General features: G+C 45.8%; 16 protein-coding genes. All 16 read left to right on the top strand.

The window, feature by feature from the left end:
* Positions 1 to 28: 28 nt before the first annotated feature.
* Positions 29 to 409, top strand: a complete 381-nt coding sequence (gene fliS / locus RJP21_RS07125) for a flagellar export chaperone FliS (RefSeq protein ID WP_310858687.1) — start codon at positions 29 to 31, stop codon at positions 407 to 409.
* Between the two features lie 3 nt (positions 410 to 412).
* Positions 413 to 760: a hypothetical protein gene (locus RJP21_RS07120; RefSeq protein WP_310858686.1), complete on the top strand. Its 348-nt coding sequence runs from the start codon at positions 413 to 415 to the stop codon at positions 758 to 760.
* 18 nt (positions 761 to 778) lie between these two features.
* Positions 779 to 5,023 carry an IPT/TIG domain-containing protein gene (locus RJP21_RS07115; protein WP_310858685.1) on the top strand — a complete coding sequence of 1,415 codons (4,245 nt, stop codon included), beginning with the start codon at positions 779 to 781 and terminating at the stop codon, positions 5,021 to 5,023.
* 64 nt (positions 5,024 to 5,087) lie between these two features.
* The gene (locus tag RJP21_RS07110) at positions 5,088 to 6,182 is read left to right on the top strand and encodes a tetratricopeptide repeat-containing glycosyltransferase family 2 protein (protein ID WP_310858684.1); all 1,095 of its coding nucleotides are present in this window, start codon (positions 5,088 to 5,090) and stop codon (positions 6,180 to 6,182) included.
* Between the two features lie 16 nt (positions 6,183 to 6,198).
* Positions 6,199 to 8,097 carry a glycosyltransferase gene (locus RJP21_RS07105; protein ID WP_310858683.1) on the top strand — a complete coding sequence of 633 codons (1,899 nt, stop codon included), beginning with the start codon at positions 6,199 to 6,201 and terminating at the stop codon, positions 8,095 to 8,097.
* A gap of 232 nt (positions 8,098 to 8,329) precedes the next feature.
* The gene (locus RJP21_RS07100; protein ID WP_310858682.1) at positions 8,330 to 9,922 is read left to right on the top strand and encodes a glycosyltransferase family 4 protein; all 1,593 of its coding nucleotides are present in this window, start codon (positions 8,330 to 8,332) and stop codon (positions 9,920 to 9,922) included.
* Between the two features lie 14 nt (positions 9,923 to 9,936).
* Positions 9,937 to 10,719, top strand: a complete 783-nt coding sequence (locus RJP21_RS07095) for an FkbM family methyltransferase (RefSeq protein WP_310858681.1) — start codon at positions 9,937 to 9,939, stop codon at positions 10,717 to 10,719.
* A 674-nt stretch (positions 10,720 to 11,393) separates the two neighbouring features.
* On the top strand, positions 11,394 to 13,724 hold the full coding sequence (locus RJP21_RS07085) for a fibronectin type III domain-containing protein (protein WP_310858680.1): 2,331 nt from the start codon (positions 11,394 to 11,396) through the stop codon (positions 13,722 to 13,724).
* Positions 13,725 to 13,885: 161 nt separating this feature from the next.
* Entirely contained in the window at positions 13,886 to 14,083 is a 198-nt protein-coding gene (locus tag RJP21_RS07080; protein WP_018887618.1) for a cold shock domain-containing protein, read from the top strand.
* A gap of 261 nt (positions 14,084 to 14,344) precedes the next feature.
* A complete protein-coding gene (gene hpf / locus RJP21_RS07075; RefSeq protein WP_160044103.1) occupies positions 14,345 to 14,929 on the top strand; it encodes a ribosome hibernation-promoting factor, HPF/YfiA family in 585 nt (194 codons plus the stop codon).
* Between the two features lie 489 nt (positions 14,930 to 15,418).
* Positions 15,419 to 17,923: a preprotein translocase subunit SecA gene (secA, locus tag RJP21_RS07070; RefSeq protein WP_310858679.1), complete on the top strand. Its 2,505-nt coding sequence runs from the start codon at positions 15,419 to 15,421 to the stop codon at positions 17,921 to 17,923.
* Positions 17,924 to 18,103: 180 nt separating this feature from the next.
* Positions 18,104 to 19,217, top strand: a protein-coding gene (gene prfB, locus RJP21_RS07065; protein WP_310858678.1) for a peptide chain release factor 2 whose coding sequence is annotated in 2 segments (ribosomal slippage) — positions 18,104 to 18,175 and positions 18,177 to 19,217 — 1,113 coding nt in all. Because the reading frame shifts where the segments join, the coding sequence is not laid out codon by codon here.
* A 164-nt stretch (positions 19,218 to 19,381) separates the two neighbouring features.
* Positions 19,382 to 20,272 (top strand): YitT family protein, encoded by an 891-nt coding sequence (locus RJP21_RS07060; RefSeq protein WP_310858677.1) that lies wholly within the window; start codon positions 19,382 to 19,384, stop codon positions 20,270 to 20,272.
* 187 nt (positions 20,273 to 20,459) lie between these two features.
* Positions 20,460 to 21,200 carry a class I SAM-dependent methyltransferase gene (locus tag RJP21_RS07055; RefSeq protein ID WP_310858676.1) on the top strand — a complete coding sequence of 247 codons (741 nt, stop codon included), beginning with the start codon at positions 20,460 to 20,462 and terminating at the stop codon, positions 21,198 to 21,200.
* A gap of 245 nt (positions 21,201 to 21,445) precedes the next feature.
* A complete protein-coding gene (gene argC / locus RJP21_RS07050) occupies positions 21,446 to 22,513 on the top strand; it encodes an N-acetyl-gamma-glutamyl-phosphate reductase (protein WP_310858675.1) in 1,068 nt (355 codons plus the stop codon).
* Between the two features lie 18 nt (positions 22,514 to 22,531).
* Complete coding sequence (gene argJ / locus RJP21_RS07045; protein WP_310858674.1) at positions 22,532 to 23,758, top strand: bifunctional glutamate N-acetyltransferase/amino-acid acetyltransferase ArgJ; 1,227 nt, start codon at positions 22,532 to 22,534, stop codon at positions 23,756 to 23,758.
* Positions 23,759 to 23,847: the final 89 nt, after the last annotated feature.

The following is a 23,847-nucleotide window of genomic DNA, read 5'->3' as shown; positions in this document are numbered from 1 at the left end:
AATAAAATGACTGATGGAGAGGGTAACAATGCAAAACGCGGTACAACAGCAATATTTGAAGGTTCAGGTTGAGACGGCGAGTCCTGGCGAATTGACGTTAATGTTATATCAGGAAATGAACAAATCCTTGCTGATAGCCAAACGTTTGTATGCTCAAAATCAATTCGAGGAAATGAATGAATCACTTCATAAGGTACGGGCAATTTTAAACGAATTGATTATAACGCTGAACATGAAATACGAAATTGCACAGAACTTGCATCAATTATATGATTTTTACATTCGACATATCGCAGACTTTATGATTCAAAGAGACGAAAAAATGCTGGACGATGTCATTGAGTTTGCACAAGGGATGGTCGAAACCTGGAAAAAAGCGCTTCTTTCATTAAAAAAGGGTGGAAATTAAACGATGGTTGATAAGAATGTTAACCTGGGCAACTCTATTGATGAAATTCTTTTAATTTATCAAAACATTCTTCGGAACCCTTCTTTTAAAATGTATGAAGAAAACGCTAATAGGTTGGACCGACTTTATGAAGATGTTAAAAATCAACCCATCACTTCCGAGGATAAAGTTAAAATCGCACAAATCCTCGATTTGAATGAACAGGTCATTCAGGTCATTTTAAACGAAAAAGTAATGTTGAGTCAGGAAATCATCATGTTTGAGAAAAAAAAGCAGGCTACAAACTACTATGGAAAGTTGTCGAATACTTATGATGTCGGCGCTTTTTTTGTGGATTTTAAAAGTAAATAGTCTAATAGGAGGCTCTCCATGAAGGGAATATCTAAATATATTTATTTTCTTCTCATTTTTGTACTCGTTGCAGCACCATTCCCTTGGACGTCCAACGTAGCCGCAGCTTCGGATACCGGCGTGCAAGTTGCCAAAACCATAGATCCTGCCAAAATTTTTGAAGGTGAAGAGGCAAAGGTGACATTGAACATCCAAGGTTCGCCGGATGTAAACATTATTAAACCCAATGATATCATTTTGATCATCGACCGTTCAGGAAGTATGGCCCCAACCTATGGTCCAAACAAAGGCGAAGATAAAATGAAAAATGCGAAAGATGCAGCCAAAGGGTTTATTGATTTGGTTGATTTTTCCAAACATCGGGTTGGCGTTGTTGATTTTGCAAGCAATATCAGCTATAAGGATTTATCGACAAATCCTTCCGACTTGAAATCCTATATCGACAAAATTACAGCAAACGGTGGTACTGGCACAAAAGCCGCTATTGCTAAAGCCCAGGATTTGCTTAAAAATCATAGACCAGATGCTCAGCCGGTCATCATTCTGATGACGGACGGTGAGGCTACGGAGCCAGCTCCAAATGATTATGCCCGGCAAGTAGCTTTGGAACAAGCTAATAATGCCAAAAATGAAGGAGTTATTTTCTATACGATTGCGCTTTTACAGCCCAATGAGGACCCTGAAAAGAGTGCGCCTAACCTACTGATGAAGGAAATGGCTACGACCGCCCAGCATCATCATTTTGTACTCGGTTCCGTTGGTTTGGCTGAAATATACGCAGCAATCGTTCAAGAGATCGGTTTATCGAGTGCTTATAATGTTACTGTTACAGATACGGTTGCTCCGGAATTTGAAATCGTTCCGGATTCATACAAAGACAACATTCCTCAGCCTGTCGTGTCTGGAAATACTTTGACTTGGAAATTCAATGAACTGAAAAAAGACATGCTTACGTTTAATTACAAAATTAAACACAAAACAGGTGCCAGGGTAGGTGTTCTTTCCGTTGGGGAAAAGGACGTTCATGTAAAATATGACGATTATCTTGGGCAGCCTCACGAAACTGATATTGCAAACCCAACAATAACGGTATCTTATCACGCGCCGGAAATCACTTCCGTCGTTGAGGATCATGGGAAAATTGCCGGCGGTGAATCAGTCGTGATTAACGGCAAATACTTTCTCCCTGATTCGGTAGTGCTATTCGGCACAACCCCAGCCGGCTCAGTTCAATATGTCGACTCCACAAAACTGATCGTGACTGCACCAAGCGGAACGCAGGGCTCCGTAGATCTTAAGGTTACGAACAAGGATGGGCAGTTCGCGACGGCAAAATACAGATATTATGCGGATCCAGTCATTACCTCCGTTACGCCAAATCAAGGGCCATTGAAAGGTGAAAATACGGTCACGATTGAAGGAAATTACTTCATGGCAGGAGCAACCGTATGGTTCGGAGACCAGCAAGCAGTCGTTTCTTCGATAACGCCAACAAAAATTGTCGTAAAGGCTCCTGCGTCTGCAACTGAAAAATCGGTGGATGTTAGAGTTGTAAATGAAGATCGAACAGAGGCTGTATCTTTCAAGGCGTATTCGTATGTCTCCGGACCGCAAATTACGTCTTTGACGCCGAATCAAGGATTGACCACGGGAGGGCAGGAAGTCACCGTTGCAGGTGAAAAGTTCATTGATGGAGCAAAAGTATATTTTGACAGCACCGAAGTGCCGGCTGTCTTTGTTTCGCCTGCAATGCTTAAAATAGTAACTCCACAGTGGCCAAAAGCGGGGTCAGTCAAAGTTAAAGTCGTTAATCCGGATGGACAGCAAACCGAGCTTGCCAACGGATACACTTATACTTATCCGAAGCCGGAAATTACTTCGGTCGATCCAAACAGCGGATCGGTGTTTGGCGGAACCTTGATGCATATTTACGGTAAAGGTTTTCTAAGTGGGGCCAAAGTTTATTTTGATAATACGCTACTGACACAAACCACTTTTACAAACAGTAATGAGATTCTAGTTAGAACCCCTGCATGGAACAAGGGCGAGGCTGTTGATGTGAGGGTCGTGAATCCAGATGGTCAAGATGCAGTATTGGCTGACGGATTCACTTACCAACTGCCTGCACCGCCAAAGCTAGATTCGATTTCTCCTGCTGAAGGTCCTCAGGCTGGGGGAACTGTAGTAACCCTGACCGGTGCCGGATTCCGTGCAGGATTGAAGGTTTATTTTGATAGTACATTAGTCAGCACAAGTTCCTTAACGGATACCAAAGTCACGCTGACAACACCGAAATGGACAACTGCAGAAAAAGTGGATATTAAAGTAGTTGATAACTATGGTCAGGAATCAATTCTAACGGATGCTTTTGAATACTTGGCACCACCTCCTCCACCAGCACCTAAGATTTTGAGCGTAACTCCTAATTCGGGACCTCAAGCTGGAGGAACTTTAGTAAGCATTAACGGTTCCGATTTTGTTAGTGGGGCAAAGGTTTATCTCAATGATAAGGATGTAACATCTGGCTCAACATTTAGCAGCAAAACTTTGATATATCTCAAAACGCCTGCCTGGACCAAGGCAGAATCTGTATCTGTTAAAGTCGTAAACCCTGACAATCTGTTTGCTGTACTGGATCAGGCATTTACCTATGACCCGTTGCCTGCACCTGAAATAACAACGGTCACCCCGAATAAAGGGCCTGTTGCAGGAGGAACAGTTGTAGCGCTTCAAGGTAAAAATTTTGTGAACGGGGCTACATTGAAATTAGGAGCCAAGGACGTTACAGTAACTTTTGTATCTGCAGCCCAACTTCAATTCAAAACCCCGGCGTGGAGTACAGGAGAATCGGTTGACATTATAGTTACAAACCCGGATGGGCAGAAAGCTGTGCTGGAGAAAGGTTATACGTTTGAAACTCCACCTCCGCCTCCGGCGCCGGTTATCTCAAACATTACGCCGGATAACGGTGAAATGGCTGGTGGAACTCTTGTATATATTAATGGTTCCAATTTTGTCAGTGGGGCGAAAGTCTACTTTGATAGTATTTCTGTAGCAACCACTCTAAATAGTTCTTCGCAGTTGATTGTACGTAGTCCGGCGTGGACAACAGCTGAGTCCGTTGATATCAGAGTCGTGAATCCGGATCAACAGGAAGTCATGCTAAAAGATGCCTTTACTTATAATGCACCGCCAAAGAAACCTGAGCCAATCATTATTGAGGTCAAACCTTCCGAAGGTGAAACAACGGGTGGACAGATCATTGATGTAACGGGGCAGAATTTTGAATCAGGTACAAAGGTATATTTTAATGACACCTTAGCTGCCACGACATTCTATAACTCAACAACGCTAAAAGTGAAAACGCCTGTTTGGCCAAAAGCAGAGTCTGTCAACATTAAGGTCGTAAACCCCGATAATCAAGAGGCCATTTTAACGGGCGGATTTACTTTCATCCTGCCACCTCCGCCTCCAGCACCGGTTGTACAATCTGTTTCGCCTTCAGAAGTGGCCATTACGGGTGGAACGATTGTTACCATTACAGGTAAAAATTTTGTCAATGGTGCGAAGGTAAAGTTAGGAAATACCAATGTGGCAGTTACTTTTATGAGTTCAACTCAACTGGCTATTAAAACTCCTGTGTGGGCCCAACCGGAAGCTGTTGACGTCACCGTGCAAAATCCAGATAATCAAATCGGGGTGTTGAATGGAGGTTTGAAGTTTGTTTTAGGACCTCCGCCGGTGATTTCCTCGATAACTCCAAATTCTGCTGTGAATACGGGTGGAGATATCATTGCTATTGCCGGTTCGAACTTTAATTCATCAAGCAAGGTATTTATCAATAATGTGGAAGCAGCAACCACACTTTACAGTTCTACGGATTTGCGTGCGAGAGTGCCTGCATCGACAGTGGTAGGCCCGGTAGATGTAAAGGTAATCAATGTTAATGATGGTCAGTTTGTGGTGGCAACAGGGGGGTTAACCTATAAAGCCCCAGCGCCGAAACCTGGGCCAACCATTACTTCAATTTCTCCGAACAATGGTTCCAAAGCAGGCGGCTATATTATCAATGTTTACGGTACCAATTTTGCAAGCACAACGAAAGTATATGTAAATAATGTTATTGCTCCTTCTACATTTTATGGTGCAACACAATTATTAATCAGAGTGCCTGCCTCATCTGTAACGGGGCCAGTCACGATTAAAGTAGAAAATGCAGACGGACAGATTTTCGAGGCAGTTAACGGATTTACGTACAATTAAATGATGATACTGAAATTAACGGGTGTCCTAAGCGGCACCCGTTAATTCATAAGGTGGTTGAAAAATGGATAATATTTCAATAAGTGTATGTATGATCACAAAAAATGAAGAGAACTACATCGCGAGGGCAATAAGTTCCGTAAGGCCATTTGTAGAAGAGATCATTGTGGTAGACCATAATTCAACGGACTTAACACCCTATCTAGCCAAAGAAGCAGGAGCTATAGTTTTCAGACAGCCATGGAAAGACGATTTTGCAGCGGCTCGAAATTTTAGCATTACAAAGGCTAATCATCCCTACATTTTAATAATGGATGCAGACGAGACATTGGACTCCGATTTGGAGTCACTCCATGCAGCTTGTAGACAAATGAGAGATCATCCAGGTACAGCTGCTAGATTAGAGATTCAGAACGTTACAAATAATGGTTCTGTCATTACATGGGCTACTAGATTATTTCCAAACCTACCGGAATTTCGTTATCATGGACGTATTCATGAACAACTTCTTGCAGGTGGGGGGACATTTCCTACATGGGATACTCCTATTAAGTTAAAGCACTATGGTTATCTAAATAATCAAATTCAAAGCAAACAAAAAATCGAACGGAATTTAAAACTGCTGATGTCGGAACTTGAAAACAATCCAATTGATCCTTATATAAACTTTCAAGTGGCCCGAACATATGAACAGAACCGACAATGGGAACTTGCGTCCTATTACTACCATAAAGCTGTAGAGAGAATCAGCGGCACAGTTTTTCCTCATTATCATAGTACTTTGCTATTGCATTTGCTAAAATGTCTTATTTATTTAAAGAATTGGGATCTATTTTTAGAAATAATTCATTATGCACTCGAAATTTATCCGGATTATACCGATTTATATTATATATATGGAACTGCAGTGATTGAATCTCAAAACGTGGAGTGGTTCCCTGCTATTCCTCAAATTTTTGAGAGTTGCCTTTCGCTAGGTGAAGCTGATGGCAGAAAATACGAAACGACGAAAGGAGTAGGCAGCTTCCTGGCTCATTATAACCTGGGACTGTATTTTGAAATAACAGGAACTATATCCAAAGCTGTATACCATTACAGCCAAAGCAAGGAACTTGGCTACGACTCGGCCGGAGTAAGGTTGAATACACTAATTCAATAGTATTGGAGTTCTTAATATGACCTTATCAAAAATATCCCTTTGCATGATAGTAAAAAATGAAGAACGTTGTCTAGAAAGATGTCTGGAAAGCGTTAAGGATGTTGTAAGTGAGATCATCATTGTAGACACCGGATCTACGGACAGCACTTTAGATATTGCAAAAAAATATACGGATCACGTATATCATTACGAATGGACCAATGATTTTTCCGATGCCAGAAATTACGCACTGCAGCATGCTACTGGTGACTTTATCCTTCATCTCGATGCGGACGAATATATAGGCAAAAATAAGGAGTCCCTGTTAATGCCTTTGGACCAAGACTATTATTACGTAAGAATTCGAAACGACCTTGGCCATGGTGTGGCCGAAGTTCATCGATTTATACGGCTGTTTCGAAACGATCCCGTACTTCGTTATGAGGGAGCTTTGCATGAGCAGGTAGACATGTCAAAACACCCGCATTTAAAACCAGGATTAATTGATGCGGTCATCTACCATGATGGTTACTTGGAGGATATTGTACGAGAAAAGTCCAAGAAGAAGCGCAATATGAAAATCATTCAAGATGAAGTCAAGAAAAAACCTAACGCGTTTAATTATTTTAATCTTGGTGTTCAGTTTTCTCTTGAAGATCGGCATACAGAAGCATTAAAAGCATTTCAGAAGGCGTACAGTCTTGGGAAAGGGACTTCCTATGCTCCGCGTATTTTGATGTTTATAATGAAAAGTTTATCCGAAATGGGGAGAAACGAAGAGGCCGTTGCAGTAGGGGAAGACAGCGCAATTTTATATGCCGATCATGCTGACTTTCAATATCGGCTTGGTCTTATATACGAAAATGTTGGTTATGACAAAGATGCGGAACAGTGTTTCCTGAAATGCTTGGAAATAGGAGAAGCAAGAAATGCGTTACAATTTAACCATTATGAGGGTACGGCATCTTATCTTGCACATGGGAAACTAGCGGAATTGTACCTACGTAATGGCCAGCATGAGTTAGCTAAAAAACACTTTTTGAAGGCTGTTCAAGAAGCGCCCGACCTTTCTTTCTTGATACAGGTATTTATTGAGTTATTCCCTAGTTTAAGAGGAAACGAATTTGTGGATGCCTTATTCAAAATATGGCCATTTAACGATTTAAAGAGAGTAGAGCAAATGGTTTCTGTACTGTATAGTCTTCGTCACCCGGGAGCATTAGATCTTGTCCGGTGCTATAAGGTGAAAGTTCCAGTGGAATTCGAAGGTTGGGCAGCAACATTGGAAGGGGACTACACTTCGGCGAAACGAATTTGGAGTGAAATTGAGCATGTTAGAGATGCCTTTTTCGGGGATTTAATCTTGCTTGGCGTTTTGAGTCATGATCCTGATCCATTAATACAGAATCGCCAGGTATTTAGTTTAAGGAACAGGGAATGGAGATGGTGGAATAGTCTTGTTTGCGGTGAGGAGCTTCCAGAAATGCCTTTCTCAAAAGAAATGAGGGAACAGCTCATTCAATTGGTGAACATCCTCATCAGGCTGGAGCAATTTGCAAGTTTAGAGCAGTTAATACATGCCTCAAGTCAGCCTATATTTAGATTTATTATTGCGGATCAATTAAATAAAAAAGGCTTTAAAGAAATAGCCCTTGACATTATCGTTGAATCCTCTGAACCATCTGAAAATGTTGAAATCTACGCGTTGGTAAGAGACATACTTAGAGATTTGGGGAATGCAGATGATGCATTGTATTATGCGAAACAAGCATATGGCGTCTTGCCTAATTATAGTAACGGCTATCAACTATTAAAGTTACTTGAAACCTGCAATCAGATCGTTGAGGCAAGAGAAGTCCAATCAGAACTTATGAGTCTTGAACCCAAGTCATTATGGTTTAATAAAACTTATAAGATCTTCAGTAATATAAACTGAGCGACACTGAAGTGGCGACAACCATGTTTCAGAAGGGGGGATTATCATACTTCGACAAGTCTTAGCAATTCAACACCATAAACAAGTTGAAGATTTCAAAACCATTTCTTTTTACAAGAGAAACCTATACCCAAAGCCAACCAGTAAAACCGGGACCTTCCATATTGTTTATGTAATGAATCATGTAAGCATATGCGGTGGAGTCAAAATCATTTTTGAACAGGCGAACCGCTTGACATTGTTGGGTTACCAAATAACGATTGCTTCGTGGTTTCCGCGCCCCGAGTGGTTCCCTTTAAATGCAACATATATTCAATTACCTGCCGGCTCGAGTTTAGGGGACGGAATTCCAAAATGCGATTTAATTGTAGCCACCTACTATACCCATATCTACGATTGCATTAGAACGGGGATTGCTCCGGTCGTTTATTTTGAGCAAGGAGATTTTCATTTATTTGATAATAATCGTATGAGTACGGATGACCTCCATTATGTACGAAAGCAGATCTCATTTGCAGATGCGGTTTACACTGTTTCAGAACAAACAGCCAAATCACTAAAACAGCATTATAGCTGTGAGGCAAAAGTAATTCATAATGGGTTGGATTCATCTAGATTTAACGTAGAGGTTCCTAAGTATGAGTGGCCTAACCCGTATATGTTAATGATGGGGGATGTGAGTACCACTTTTAAAGGAGTATCAGATATATGGGAAGCCTACCAAATGCTTCGTTTAAATCATCATAGAGTTGATCTAATTTGGATTACACCGACTGAACCTGCAGAAGAAATTAGAAACGTCCCATGGATTAGTAAAATTGTTGTAAACCCGTCTCAATCCGAGATTGCCAGCTTGTACAGAGGGGCTCTATTTTTCGTATCCGGCTCCCACTATGAGTCTTTTTCTCTACCAGTCATGGAAGCGATGATGTGCGGATGCCCTGTTATAACAACAAATAATTTGGGCGTGTTGGAGTACGCAAAACATAGAGAAAATGCCCTATTAGCTGAGATTAAGGACCCTGGAAGTCTATTTGAACAAATGGTTGATTTAATAAACGATAGCCAATTAAGAGAAGAATTGATCAAAAATGGTTTAGAAACCTCCTCCGCGTTCACTTGGGAGGTAATTATTCCAAAGATTGAAGCCTATTATAGTACTTTAGCCGAACATGAAGTAGAAGCAATGAATACGTTAGATGACTGGGATATATTCGTTACACAGGATTCGTTTGAACACATGGATGACTATTTGCGTTTTATAAGTCGACTTTTGCAGAGTCAGCGTGACGAAGTTCAATTGCCTGTAATTTATGAAGTTTTTGAAAATCATCGGATCGGTAGGTGGGAAACGGCTGCTAGAAGAAAAAGGAGCGACAAAAACAGGTTACCTGTTGATCGGGCGTTATATTTTGTGAGAACCAGCAATAAAATAGAAGGCTCATACGGCGAGGCCATCTACGGATTACAGACAGGCCTTTACGAACAATCTTTCCATATATTTTCAGAATTATTAGATGAAGCCTCAGAGGATATGCGGCCGACCTATATTCGATGGCTGATCCTTTGTCTTTTGGAACAAGAGAAGGACCATGAGGCGCTTCAACTAATCGGAAAAACACTTCAAGTTTATTCAGACCATGCTGATTTTTACTATTTATATATAGTAGCTTCCACACTATTAGGAAGAGGGGACTTGGATGATATAGTCGGAATTACTCAAATTTTGGGAGATGCTGTTCATTATCCCGAGTTTTTCATAGACACGGCCTTGTTAGCTGAAAAGCAAGTCAAAGCATCTCTTCAGACAATTACAACATTTTGAGAGGATGAGGCATCTTGAACGGCACATATATCGGAAATAATAAAATGTTAGTGAAACTGGCTTACAATGCGATGATTACGGTTCCGGCCGATGATTTAAGCCTTATGCCTACTTTTGTAACAACGGGGATGTTTGAGGTGCCTCTAACAAAATACTTTTTAAGCCATGTTAAGCAGGGTTATAACATTGTGGATGTTGGGGCCAATGTCGGTTATTTTACGGTACTTGCTTCAAAATTGGTGGGCAGCTCGGGAAAGGTTTTTGCGTATGAAGCCGATTCAAAAACTGCTTCGATGCTAAAGGATAATCTGGCGATGAACTGGACGACTGAAAACGTAAAAGTCATTAATAAGGCTGTTTACTCTGAAAGTAAATTATTGAAGTTTCTTAGTTCCGAACGATTTATTGCATACTCTTCCCTTCATGAAAAGCCAAGTGATGAAAACGTACAGGATACGTTTACGACTAAAGAAGTCGAAGCTGTTGCTTTGGATAACGAACTTAAGAATATAGATTCTATCGATCTGGTGAAAATCGACATCGAAGGCGGTGAATACCACGCTTTCTTAGGGATGATGGGCTTGCTACAGGAACAAAAGATAAAGAAAGTTACTTTTGAGTGGAATCCACCTATGTTAGGAGAAGATACCGAAAAATTCCTGCTGTTGATAAGTGAAATTTTAAACAGTTTCGGTGGGCGCCTCTATTTGTTAAATCAGGAAGGAGAGCCTGTGGCAACTACCCTAAAGGAAGTTTCTAATTTTGAGTTTTTTCCTTTTGTGCTCATTGAATTTTAATCGTGAAGGCTTTTTGAAAGAAAGCCAATCCGAAGAATTCGAAATCGTCAACGGAGCATGTGGACCACAAGCGGCTGACGTAATCAAATTTATAATTATCCGGCATTGTTTGGGCCGACCTGTACAAATAATGTATGATGGTTAACAATTAGAGTCGCAAGCAATGAAACCCTAGGAAACCAGGTCACTGAAAAAGTCCGTTTCATAGAAAAAGGTACAGTCCTTCAAGAAAGTTGAAGAGGCTGTACCTTTTTTTTCGATAATTGAATCCCAAGTAATATGAATGTACCTTATAGTGGAGTTGAAAAACACCCTGGTGATAATCCGATGAAATACTATAAGGGGTGCTTTTAATCATACAAAAAAGGGGACAGAAACATGAAACCTACAGTGAGGAGTTAAAAAAAAAAGCAATACAAATGCGATTAGTGGGCATGACAACAGCGGCATTAGCCAAAGAATTGGGGATTGCGGACATCAGTCGATTGAAGGTGTGGATAGGGAAATACAATATTAAGTTGGTATTTTACTAGGGCACCATTATAGAATAACAATTAAATCAAATTATTGCTACAAAAGTAATAAATATCAAATTATTTCATGGACACATTATAACATAAATGGTAGATTACTAGTGCAGGGGGATCATATTTATATCCAAAGGAGGATAAAAGTTGAAAAAAATTAGTTATTTTTTACTACTTGCTGTTTTTGTTTTAAGTACAGTATTTGTTAGCCCGTCAGGGGCACAGGCGGCATCACAATATACAGGTGGGCTATTGGATGGAGAGCCGATTCAAGTAGGAACCGTAATTGGCCAACCATTAAGTGTGGCTTCACAGTTATCGGACAACAATCCGTCTACTTACACCGATTTAAGTGGAGGAAAGTTTGCTTGGTACACATTTTCTTCGCCGGTAGAAATTTCAGCAGTCGTTGCGAAATCTTTGAACCCAGTAGTGGTTGAATTCTATGATTCAAACAATAACTTGCTGCAAAGGTATGAATTATTGAATAATGATGGGGTTCAGACGCTCCCTGCCCCGGTACAGAATGTTTCGACCGTTGCATTAAAGTACACAGGAAGCAGTGCCAGAGTCTACGAATGGAACGTCTTTACTACTCCGTCAACTGCACCGTTACCTACAACGATCAACTGGATCCAAAGTGGTGATCAGATCGTCAAACTGGATTGGGCTGCGACTGGAGCGGAATCGTATAATGTGAAGCGTGCCACTTCTCCTGGCGGGCCATACATATTGCTTGCAAATGTAAAAGACACAACTTATTCCGATACGACTGTAACCAATGGAACAACATACTATTATGTGATTACAACAGTGAACCGGGCGGGAGAAAGTGCTAATTCCCCCGAAAAAGGGATTAAGCCGGATGCAACCAAGTATACGGGGGGACTACTTGATTGGCTTACCCTGCAAGTGGGTAAATCAATTTCCTCTCCGACAAGCACTACTCGGAATTTAACGGATAATAACCCGACCACTCTTACCGACCTAAGCGGTGGGAATTTTGTATGGTATACGTTTTCTTCGCCAGTAAAAATTTCAGCGGTCATAGCGAAATCTTTGAACCCAGTAGCGGTTGAATTCTATGATTCAAACAATAACTTGCTGCAAAGGTATGAATTATTGAATAATGATGGGGTTCAGACGCTCCCTGCCCCGGTACAGAATGTTTCGACCGTTGCATTAAAGTACACAGGAAGCAGTGCCAGAGTCTACGAATGGAACGTCTTTACTACTCCGTCAACTGCACCGTTACCTACAACGATCAATTGGATCCAAAGTGGTGATCAGATCGTCAAACTGGATTGGGCTGCGACTGGAGCGGAATCGTATAATGTGAAGCGTGCCACTTCTCCTGGCGGGCCATACATATTGCTTGCAAATGTAAAAGACACAACTTATTCCGATACGACTGTAACCAATGGAACAACATACTATTATGTGATTACAACAGTGAACCGGGCGGGAGAAAGTGCTAATTCCCCCGAAAAAGGGATTAAGCCGGATGCAACCAAATATACGGGGGGACTACTTGATTGGCTTACCCTGCAAGTCGGTAAATCAATTTCCTCTCCGACAAGCACTACTCGGAATTTAACGGATAATAACCCGACCACTCTTACCGATTTAAGCGGTGGGAATTTTGTATGGTATACGTTTTCTTCGCCGGTAGAAATTTCGGCGGTCATAGCGAAATATTTGAACCCAGTAGCGGTTGAATTCTATGATTCAAACAATAACTTGCTGCAGAGGTATGAATTATCGAAAAGTGATGAGATTCAGACACTCCCTGCTCCAATACAGAATGTCTCGACCGTTGCATTAAAGTACACAGGAAGTAGTGCCAGAGTCTATGAATGGAACGTTTTTGGAAAAGGTGGAGAACTTCCTCCAGAGGCGCCGTCAAACTTGACCGCAGCGGCTGGTAACAAAAGTGTTGTATTGAATTGGAACAACTCAGGCAATGTCGCTATGAGTTTTAATGTAAAACGTGCTACGGTATCTGGTGGTCCGTATAGTGTAATTGGCAGCGTTACGGGAGATACTTATAGCTACATAGATAATAATGTAGTCAATGGAACTACCTATTTTTATGTCGTCACAGCTGTCTCAGCAGCAGGAGAAAGTGCAAACTCGAACGAAGCTTCCGCTACTCCAAGAGCTGATGTTGTAAATCCTCCTATTCCAGGTCCAGAAGGAGAACGGGCTTTACTGCGTATTATTCTCATTAATGGAATCGAAAAGGAATATGACTTATCCATGTCTGAAGTCGTTTCCTTCATTAACTGGTATGAAGGACGCGCTAACGGAACTGGAACTACAATGTATGCCATAGATAAGCACAATAATAATAAGGGACCATTCGTAAATCGTAAAGATTATGTATTCTTTGATAAAATTATTACGTTTGAAGTTAATGGTTATAATACAGGGACAAGTATTCCAGAGACCCCTCCCTTTGATCCCGAGGCCCATTAAACCGGGATAACAATATCAATACAACAATTATATTTCACGTTTTCAATTAATTTACAATAAACCATTTTCCTTTCCAATTGACAACAAACAAGCCTCAGTGGTATATTCAGGAATGTGGACGAAAGTCACACTTTATTTGATGACGAAGGGAATGTTTGTGCATGCAAGGAAAAGTTAAATGGTTCAACGCAGAAAAAGGGTATGGCTTTATCGAAACTGCTGAAGGCGGCGACGTATTCGTACACTTCTCCGCAATTCAATCCGAAGGTTTCAAAACTTTGGAAGAAGGTCAAGACGTTGAATTCGACATCGTCGAAGGCGCTCGCGGACCTCAAGCTGCTAACGTAATCAAACTATAATCATCCGGCAAGGCCGACCTACATATACGGTTAGATGGTTAAGTAATTGGAAAACGATAGCATCAAACCCCGGAGAAATCCGGGGTTTTTTTAATGCCCTCCTTAGGTTCATTTCGCTCGTTTTGTAAAAAGCACATGCCTTCGCAATAAGCTGAGTAGTAAAAACATAAGTGCTTACAGCCGCGTCGTTGTACACAGAAATGCCTTTTTACATTGCGTTAACAAATGTGATATAATGGAATTGCAAAGGAGGAGTGCCATATGAATTTAAGTGTTCGAGGTCAACAGATCGATGTGACGGATGCTTTGAAAGACTACGTTGACAAGAAGCTCCGCAGACTTGAGAAGTACTTTGATGCACCCCTTGCCTCAGAAGGATATGTAACTTTGAGTGTCGTTCGAGGTTTGCACACCGTGGAAGTGACGATTCCTCTCCCGGGCGTTATGCTTCGGGCCGAAGACCGCAGCGACGACATGTATGCATCCATTGATGCCGTTGTGGACAAGTTGGAACGCCAAATCCGCAAACATAAGACCAAACTGAACCGAAAGTTCCGTCAAGAAGGCAGCCTGAAGACGCTGTTTGCTGATGAGGCGGCCGCAACAACGGGCGTGGCACCATCCGAGCAGCAGACGGACGAAGATCATGAGGATTTCGAAGTGGTCCGCATCAAGCGCTTTACGTTCAAGCCGATGAATGTGGAGGAGGCCATTTTGCAAATGAACATGGTCGGACACAATTTCTTTGTATTTTCCAATGTGGACACCCAGGAAGTGAGCGTTGTTTACAAACGTAATGACGGCAAGTACGGTTTGATCGAACAAACGGAACCCGATACGTATTAAGCAGCACCGCTTTGAAAGGTACATTTTTGCAAATGATGTAAAAATTAATATCCGAATATAACGAAAAAGAGCTCAAATCCTGCAACGGATTGGGCTCTTCTTACGTATATAGATCGTAGGGCCAAAAACGGCCCGTGCATTGTCGTCCGCACTGTTGCGGCTTTACTTACAAACTGTTACAATTTATGCAAACGCCATTTTCAGGATTTTATAAGTAGAGGCTTGAATATGATCCAAAGGATTTGGCAATATCCAGAAGTTCAACGAATTAACTTCAAACCGTAATAACGGTCTGGGTGAAGTCGATTCTGTTTTACGGATAATTTCATTCAGACAATCACCTGCATTTCTGTATGAATCGGTTCGTCAGCGAATCCCGTCATCCAGCGCATGTCTGTGAGGGTGGGTTCTCCGGATCGATTTCATTTGTTGATAACCCTGATTTCTTGAAGTTAATTTAACATTTGTTTTGCGTGAAAGGGGTTAACCATGCTAGGACTTGTTAAAAAAATCTTTGGTGACACGAATGACCGCGACGTCAAACGTTTGATGAAAACGGTCGATATCATTAACAAACTAGAACCGGATTTCGAAAAGCTGACCGATGAGCAGCTGAAAGCCAAAACGGCGGAATTCCGCGCGCGCATCGAAAAAGGGGAAACGCTCGATGAGCTCCTTCCCGAAGCGTTTGCGACCGTCCGTGAGGCCTCCAAGCGCGTTCTCGGCAAAAGACATTACGATGTCCAGCTGATCGGGGGTATGGCGCTTCACGAGGGCCGCATTGCCGAGATGAAAACCGGTGAAGGTAAAACCCTCGTCGGCACGCTGCCGGTATATCTGAACGCTCTCCTTGGCCAAGGCGTGCACGTCGTTACGGTCAACGACTACCTTGCGCAGCGCGACAGCCAGGAAATGGGCCAAATTTACGAATTTTTGGGCATGACCGTCGGGGTGAACCTGAACGGAATGGACCATGCCGACAAACAAGCCGCTTATGCCTGCGATATTACGTACGGCACGAACAACGAGTTCGGCTTCGACTATCTGCGCGACAACATGGTGCTGTATAAAGAACAGATGGTGCAGCGCCCGCTGTACTTCTGTACGATCGACGAAGTGGACTCCATTTTGATCGACGAAGCCCGTACGCCGCTGATCATCTCGGGACAAGCTCAAAAATCGACGCAGCTTTACTACGTCGCCGACCGCTTCGTGAAGACTCTCCAGGCGGAAGAGGATTATACGGTCGATATTAAGGTCAAATCCGTTGCGCTCACCGAAAAAGGCGTAGCGAAAGCGGAACGCGCTTTTGGCATCGAGAACCTGTACGACCACGCACACGTGACGCTTAACCACCACATCGTGCAGGCTCTGAAAGCCAATGTTATCATGCGCCGCGATGTGGATTATGTCGTGACCGAAGACGAAGTCGTCATCGTCGACGAATTTACGGGCCGTCTGATGGCCGGACGCCGTTACAGCGACGGGCTGCACCAGGCGATCGAAGCGAAGGAAGGCATCGAGGTACAGAACGAAAGCATGACGCTGGCCACGATTACGTTCCAGAACTACTTCCGGATGTACCGTAAGCTGGCGGGCATGACCGGTACGGCGAAAACCGAGGAAGAAGAATTCAAGAAAATTTACGGCCTGGAAGTGCTCCAGGTGCCTACGAATAAACCGAACCAGCGGGTCGATATGCCGGACGTGGTGTATAAGAGCGTCAACGGCAAATTCAAGGCGGTTGTCGATGAAATCGTAGAACGCCATAAGAAAAACCAGCCGGTTCTGGTCGGTACGGTATCCATCGAAAACTCCGAGCTCATTTCGGATATGCTGAAGCGCAAAGGCGTCAAGCACCAGGTGCTGAACGCCAAATACCACGCTGAAGAAGCCGAAATCATTGCCGGCGCCGGACAACCGGGAGCCGTTACGATCGCCACCAACATGGCGGGCCGCGGTACGGACATTTTGCTGGGCGAAGGCGTAGCCGAACTGGGCGGTCTGCACATCATCGGTACGGAACGCCATGAATCCCGCCGGATCGATAACCAGCTTCGCGGACGCGCGGGACGCCAGGGCGACCCGGGCTCCACGCAATTCTACCTGTCGCTGGGCGACGAGCTGATGAAACGCTTCGGTGCGGACAACGTGCTGAACATGATGGAGCGTCTCGGTTTTGAAGAAGACCAGCCGATCGAAAGCAAAATGATCACGCGCGCGATCGAATCCGCGCAAAAACGCGTCGAAGGCAACAACTTCGATCTGCGTAAGGTCGTCCTCCAGTACGACGACGTCATGAACCAGCAGCGTGAAATCATTTACAAGCAGCGCCGCGAAATTTTGGAATCCGACAACATCAAGGAAATCGTCATGGACATGATCAAGCCGGTCATCGACCGCGTCGTCGAAGCGCACTGCCAGGACGATATTCCGGAAAACTGGGAGCTGCAGGAGGTTGCCGACTACGTCAACAGCAAGCTGCTGGATGAAGGTTCCCTCACCCGCGACGATTTGTGGGGCAAAGAAATTCCGGAGATGGAAGAGCTCATCTTCGAAAAAGTCAAAACCAAATACGACGAACGCGAAGAACGCATCGGCTCCGAACTCGTGCGCGAATTCGAGAAGGTCATCGTGCTCCGTTCCGTGGACAGCAAATGGATGGATCACATCGACGCCATGGACCAGCTTCGCCAAGGTATTCACCTTCGCGCTTACGGCGGCACGGATCCGCTTCGCGAGTACCAGTTTGAAGGCTTCGAAATGTTCAACGAGATGACGGCCAGCATTCAGGAAGAAGTGGCCACTTACGTGATGAAAGCTCATATCGAAGCAAACCAGGAGCGCCAGGCGGTCGTGGAAGAAAGCAAAATTTCCACCAACGGCGAACCTACGGAGAAAAAACCGGTGCATGTCGGGGAACAGATCGGGCGCAATGATCCTTGCCCATGCGGCAGCGGCAAAAAATACAAGCACTGTCACGGGCAAGAATAACCGGAACTGAATAAATTGAACTGAAGATTAGGGACAATAAACTTTGGTTCATTTTAAGAGGATAGAATGTATAAGGAAACAGACTCCCTTGAATCAAAGGCCTTGGGCATCACGAAGCGTGGTGCGCCAAGCTCCTTTGTTTAAGGGAGTTTATGTCGATAGAAGAGGTGAAGAACAATCATGATCGATGCATCTGTCAAACATGATTTGCGGGAAATCGCAACCAAATTAACCAACCTTAGGGGGTCTCTTTGACTTAGATCTCAAACAGGAAATGATCGCCAACTTCGAGGAAAAGATGTCGGCGCCCGATTTTTGGGATGACAACGAAAAGGCGCAAGGCATCATTGCCGAGATGAACGCGGTCAAATCTTCCGTAGACCAATACGAAAAGCTGAAGCAGGAATACGACGACGCCTCCATGATGGTCGAGTTGGCCGAAGAGGAAGGCGACGAGTCGCTTATCGGGGAAATCACCGAAGCAGTCACGAATCTTAAGAAAAAACTTGAGGATTTTGAGCTGAATCTGCTGCTGAATCAGCCGTATGACAAAATGAATGCCATTCTGGAGCTGCATCCGGGAGCGGGCGGTACGGAGTCTCAGGACTGGGGCCAAATGCTGCTGCGGATGTATACGCGATGGGCGGAAAAAAGAGGGTACAAGGTCGAAGTGCTCGACTATCTGCCTGGCGACGAAGCGGGCATTAAAAGCGTCACGCTCCTGATCAAGGGCTTCAATGCTTACGGATATTTGAAAGCCGAAAAAGGCGTTCACCGTTTGGTGCGGATCTCGCCGTTCGATTCGTCGGGCCGGCGCCATACCTCGTTCGTATCTTGCGACGTCGTGCCTGAAATTACGGATGACGTCGAGATCGAAATCCGGACCGAGGATCTGAAGATCGATACGTACCGGGCCAGCGGCGCGGGCGGCCAGCACATCAACACGACGGACTCGGCCGTGCGGATCACCCACATCCCGACGGGCATCGTGGTGACCTGCCAAAACGAACGGTCGCAGATCAAAAACCGAGAGCGGGCGATGACGATGCTCCGTTCCAAGCTGTACGAGCGCAAAATCGAAGAACAGCAAAAAGAGCTGGATGAAATCCGAGGAGAACAGTCGGATATTGCCTGGGGCAGCCAGATCCGCTCCTACGTATTTCATCCCTATAGTATGGTAAAGGACCACCGCACATCAGTAGAGACCGGCAACGTCGGCGCCGTGATGGACGGGGATCTGGACCTGTTCATCGACGGTTATTTGCGCAGCCAAATTAAAGTGGATACCGAATAAAACCTAAAAATTCCTACACGCTATATAGATTGAACGAAGGATTATTTTTCTTAAGTTCACCTGTATCGTTGTAGGAATTTTTTTGCGTTCAACGCCATGATTGGGCTGATTCATCACGCCCGTGAGCAGTTATCATTTTTTTGACCAAGGAGAGAAAAAAGAATATGTCGCATGCAGAAGTTTCGGGCCGCAGAAAGGCCCCCATCCTCCCACCATCGGGACCCCTCCGCCATACGGCGGATATTGCCCTGATCATCATCGGTTCATTTGTGATCGCTTTAGGGTTTAATTTGTTTTTCCTGCCCAACGGCATTGCCTCCGGCGGCGTGTCGGGGATCTCGGTGCTGTTTGATGCGTGGTTTGGCCTGGAGCCTGCGTATACGCAGTGGGCGCTGAATATTCCGGTGTTTATATTAGGCTTCTTGCTGCTCGGCAAAAATTATGCCGTTCGTTCGCTGCTTGGCAGCATCGTGCTGCCGCTGTTCGTCTATGTGACGAAGGATTGGCCGCTGCCGACGGATAACCCGATCCTCGCTTCGATCTACGGGGGGATCGCCGTGGGTCTGGGCATCGGCATCGTGTATCGCGGCAGAGGATCGACCGGGGGGCTGGCGACCGTCGCCCAGATTATCCAGAAGTACAGCGGGCTCAATTTTTCCCTGTGCGTGGTGATGCTTGACGGCAGCGTCATTTTGTTGGCGGCCTGCACGTTATCCCTCGAAAAAGCGCTGTATGCGCTTGTAGGCCTTTACGTCTCGGGAAAGGTCATTGATGCGGTGGAGCTTGGCTTCAGCTACTCCAAAGTGGCGTACATTATATCCAATCACACGGATCGGATCAGCGAGGCTGTTTTGCATGAGCTTGACCGGGGGTTGACGAAGTTGAATGCCCAGGGCGGTTACACCGGGGATGACCGTACCGTGCTGATGGTCGTCATCGGTCAAAGCGAGGCGACGCGCCTCAAAACGCTGGTCCGTTCCGTCGATCCCAAAGCGTTTGTCATTATCAGCAGCGCCCACGAGGTGCTCGGGGAAGGATTTAAACTGGAGGCATAACGAAGTTGCGGAATTGAAGTTATGGATTTGGAGTGATGAAATAGAAGTTACGGGAAATGGGAGGCGGTCGCCATCATGGATGGTTGATCAGCCTCCTTTTGCCGATAAACAACAGTCTTGCTCGTGATGAGGAGGTATAGATTGCGCAGGCGGCAAATATATCTACTGAAAAGGAGGGACCTGTCTAATGGCTACATTGAAAGGGGAGATCGCCGGCAAAGGTGCCTATGGGATCGATGCGCCTAAAGTGATTCGAAACTTGCTGACGATCGGAATCATTTTGGCTGCTGTCGGCGTTGTGGTTTTGCGGTTTGGCGGGATCATCGGCATGATTGCGGCGATACTGCTGCTGTTCGGCGGCATCGTTTGTTTGGCGGAAGGGGTCTTGATGATATGGAGCAGCAAAAAAGGCAAAGCTTACGTCGTTAAAGCGTTAATCGAAAAATTGAATGTTCAGGAAACGGACCGCGTTCTCGACGTCGGGTGCGGGAGGGGTTTTCTGCTGCATTCGTTGGCGAAACAGGTTCCACACGGGAAAGCGACGGGGATCGATATCTGGAACGCCGAAGACCAATCCGGAAACCACCCGACCGTCACGCTGCGCAATGCGGAAGCGGAAGGGGTGACGGAGCGCGTCGAAATCTTGCAGGCCGATGCGCGGCAGCTGCCGTTCGAAGACGGGACGTTTGATATCGTGGCTTCAAGCCTGGCCATCCACAACATTTCGCATCCGGCGGAACGGCAGAAAGCCATCGCGGAAATCGTCCGGGTGTTAAAGCCGGCGGGCAAAGTCGCGTTGCTTGATTTTCAGCATACCGGCGAATACGCGCAGGTGATGATCCAATCGGGCCTGGAGCAGGTGCAGATATCCAAATGGCATTTTGCGATGTTTCCTCCGGTCCGCATCGTTACCGGGGTAAAGAAGTAAGGTAAACCGGGGAAATGACAACATGATTGGGATATTCAAATTTTTATGAAAAAGGGCCTGCGAAGGTCCTTTTTGCATACTAAGGTTTCGAAATGCTGAGCGGCATCTTTGAGATGTGAAAATAAAACCGCTGGGGACATGTGCAAATTCAGCTTGAAGTGTTGTATTTATATAAATAGGGTCGTATAATAATACATATTTATGAGAGGGATGCAAGTCAGACGGGGAGAGAGGAGAACAGAGAGATGCCAGGTGAACAAGGGGAAACCCATAAAATCAGAATCGCGATTGTCGGCTCGACGGGCTACGGCGGGGTGGAATTGATCCGATTGCTGCAGGCCCATCCGCGGGCGGAGATCACGTCGGTTATTTCATCTTCAAGCGCGGGAGTGCCGATTTCGGACGGTTTTCCGCATTTAACGAATATTATCGCGCAACATCTGGACGGCGTGAATTCCGCGGAAATCGCGGAAAAAGCGGATGTCGTATTTACCGCGACGCCATCCGGCGTCAGCTCGAAGCTGGTTCCGGAACTGCTGGAAGCGGGGCTTAAGGTCATTGACCTGTCGGGCGACTTCCGGATTAAGGACGGAGGCACTTATGAAAAATGGTATAAGCATCCGGCGCCCGAGGAGCGTTATTTGGAAAAAGCGGTATACGGATTATGCGAAATATTCGGCGAGGAAGCTGCCGGCGTCGACTTTGTTTCGAATCCGGGCTGTTATCCGACAGCGACGCTGATTGGTCTCGTTCCGGCGGTCAAAGCCGGATGGGTTGATCCGAAAAGCATCATCATCGACGCCAAATCCGGCGTATCCGGCTCAGGCCGGGGCACAAGTCTGACTTCGCATTATTCGGAAATCAATGAAAACTTTAAAGCATACAAGGTAAACAAACATCAGCATATTCCTGAAATCGAACAGGTGCTGAGCCGGGTTGCCGGCGAACCGGTGACGGTGACTTTTACGACGCAACTCGTTCCGATGACGCGCGGGATCATGAGCACGATGTACGTGCAGATGAACGGAGCATACCGCGATGAGGATTTCATAGAGCTGTACCGGCAGCATTATAAGGATCGGCCATTCGTGCGTGTACGCGATAAAGGCATTTGGCCGGCGACAAAAGAGGTGTACGGTTCCAACTACTGCGATGTCGGCTTTGCCGCAGACGAACGGACGGGACGCGTGACGATTATTTCCGTGATCGACAATATCGTGAAGGGCGCCGCAGGCCAAGCGATACAAAACCTGAATTTGATGATGGGATGGGAGGAAAATCTCGGACTGGGATACACGCCGGTGTATCCGTAAGGAAAGGGATGACAGCATATGGGACAAATGAAATTTACCGCGGTGCAAGGCGGTTCGATTATAACTCCAAAAGGTTTTTCCGCAGGCGGGTTGCATTGCGGGCTCAAAAAGTCCGAACGTCATGACCTCGGCGCCATTTATTGCGAAGTGCCGGCCGTCGCTGCGGCCGTGTATACGACAAACCTGATCCAGGCGGCACCGCTGAAGGTGACGCGCGAAAGCCTGCAGGACGGCAGACTGCAGGCTGTTGTCGTTAACAGCGGCAACGCCAACGCCTGCACCGGGAAACAAGGGGAAGAAGATGCGTATACGATGCGGGCGGAAGCTGCCCGTCATCTCGGCGTGGCGGAGCAGGATGTGGCGGTGGCGTCGACGGGTGTGATTGGGGAACTGCTCAAAATGGACTGCGTCACGGCGGGCATCGCCGGTTTGCCGAAGCGGCTGAGCAGCGAAGCATCCGGGGCGGAGGATTTTTCGCAGGCGATTTTGACGACCGATTTGGTGAAAAAGGAAGCATGCGTTTCGGTCCGCGTGGACGGCAAGGACGTAACGATCGCCGGAGCGGCCAAAGGATCGGGCATGATTCATCCGAACATGGCGACGATGCTGGCGTTTATGACGACGGATGCTGCGATCGAAGCGGACGCGCTGCAGCAGCTTCTGCGCCAGGCGACCGACGTAACCTTCAACATGATTACGGTCGACGGGGATACAAGCACAAACGATATGCTCATCGCAATGGCGAGCGGGTTGGCCGGCAATGACGCGCTGCATCCGGCCCATCCGGATTGGGAGGCTTTTGCGGAAGGATTCACTTACGTGTGCCAGATACTTGCTCAAGCGATTGCCCGCGACGGTGAAGGGGCAACGAAGCTGGTCGAAGTGCAGGTGAGCGGAGCGGTCAGCGATTTGTCGGCGCGAGCCATCGCCAAAACCGTGATCGGTTCGAGCCTCGTGAAATCGGCGGTATTCGGCGCGGATGCGAACTGGGGAAGGGTCATTGCAGCGGTCGGACGTGCGGGAGAGCCCGTAAATCCGGAAACGGTGGATATTCATATCGGCGATATTTCGGTTCTGGAAGGCTCCCGTCCGGTAGCGTTCGATGAGGACGCAGCCTTGCAATATTTGAAGGGCGATACCGTCCGGATTACCGTTGATCTCCATCAGGGAGACGGGATCGCGACGGCCTGGGGCTGTGACCTGACGTATGACTATGTCCGCATTAATGCGGCTTACCGGACGTAAATAGATCGGAAGATAGGGAGAGGGACGCGGTGGAAACTTTGGAACGGAGTGAGGCCGGAACGGCTGAAAATAATGCAGGCCTGCAAAGC

This window comes from Paenibacillus sp. VCA1, from assembly GCF_031583795.1.
In the GTDB taxonomy this organism is placed as follows: Bacteria; Bacillota; Bacilli; order Paenibacillales; family Paenibacillaceae; genus Paenibacillus_AQ; species Paenibacillus_AQ albilobatus.
This window is presented reverse-complemented; position numbering and strand designations above follow the sequence as displayed.

Bases quoted from the DNA above. Each gene is read 5' to 3' on its own strand.
- fliS (WP_310858687.1), top strand. From the start codon at position 29: ATGCAAAACGCGGTACAACAGCAATATTTGAAGGTTCAGGTTGAGACG.
- RJP21_RS07120 (WP_310858686.1), top strand. From the start codon at position 413: ATGGTTGATAAGAATGTTAACCTGGGCAACTCTATTGATGAAATTCTT.
- RJP21_RS07115 (WP_310858685.1), top strand. From the start codon at position 779: ATGAAGGGAATATCTAAATATATTTATTTTCTTCTCATTTTTGTACTC.
- RJP21_RS07110 (WP_310858684.1), top strand. From the start codon at position 5,088: ATGGATAATATTTCAATAAGTGTATGTATGATCACAAAAAATGAAGAG.
- RJP21_RS07105 (WP_310858683.1), top strand. From the start codon at position 6,199: ATGACCTTATCAAAAATATCCCTTTGCATGATAGTAAAAAATGAAGAA.
- RJP21_RS07080 (WP_018887618.1), top strand. From the start codon at position 13,886: ATGCAAGGAAAAGTTAAATGGTTCAACGCAGAAAAAGGGTATGGCTTT.
- hpf (WP_160044103.1), top strand. From the start codon at position 14,345: ATGAATTTAAGTGTTCGAGGTCAACAGATCGATGTGACGGATGCTTTG.
- secA (WP_310858679.1), top strand. From the start codon at position 15,419: ATGCTAGGACTTGTTAAAAAAATCTTTGGTGACACGAATGACCGCGAC.
- RJP21_RS07060 (WP_310858677.1), top strand. From the start codon at position 19,382: ATGTCGCATGCAGAAGTTTCGGGCCGCAGAAAGGCCCCCATCCTCCCA.
- RJP21_RS07055 (WP_310858676.1), top strand. From the start codon at position 20,460: ATGGCTACATTGAAAGGGGAGATCGCCGGCAAAGGTGCCTATGGGATC.
- argC (WP_310858675.1), top strand. From the start codon at position 21,446: ATGCCAGGTGAACAAGGGGAAACCCATAAAATCAGAATCGCGATTGTC.
- argJ (WP_310858674.1), top strand. From the start codon at position 22,532: ATGGGACAAATGAAATTTACCGCGGTGCAAGGCGGTTCGATTATAACT.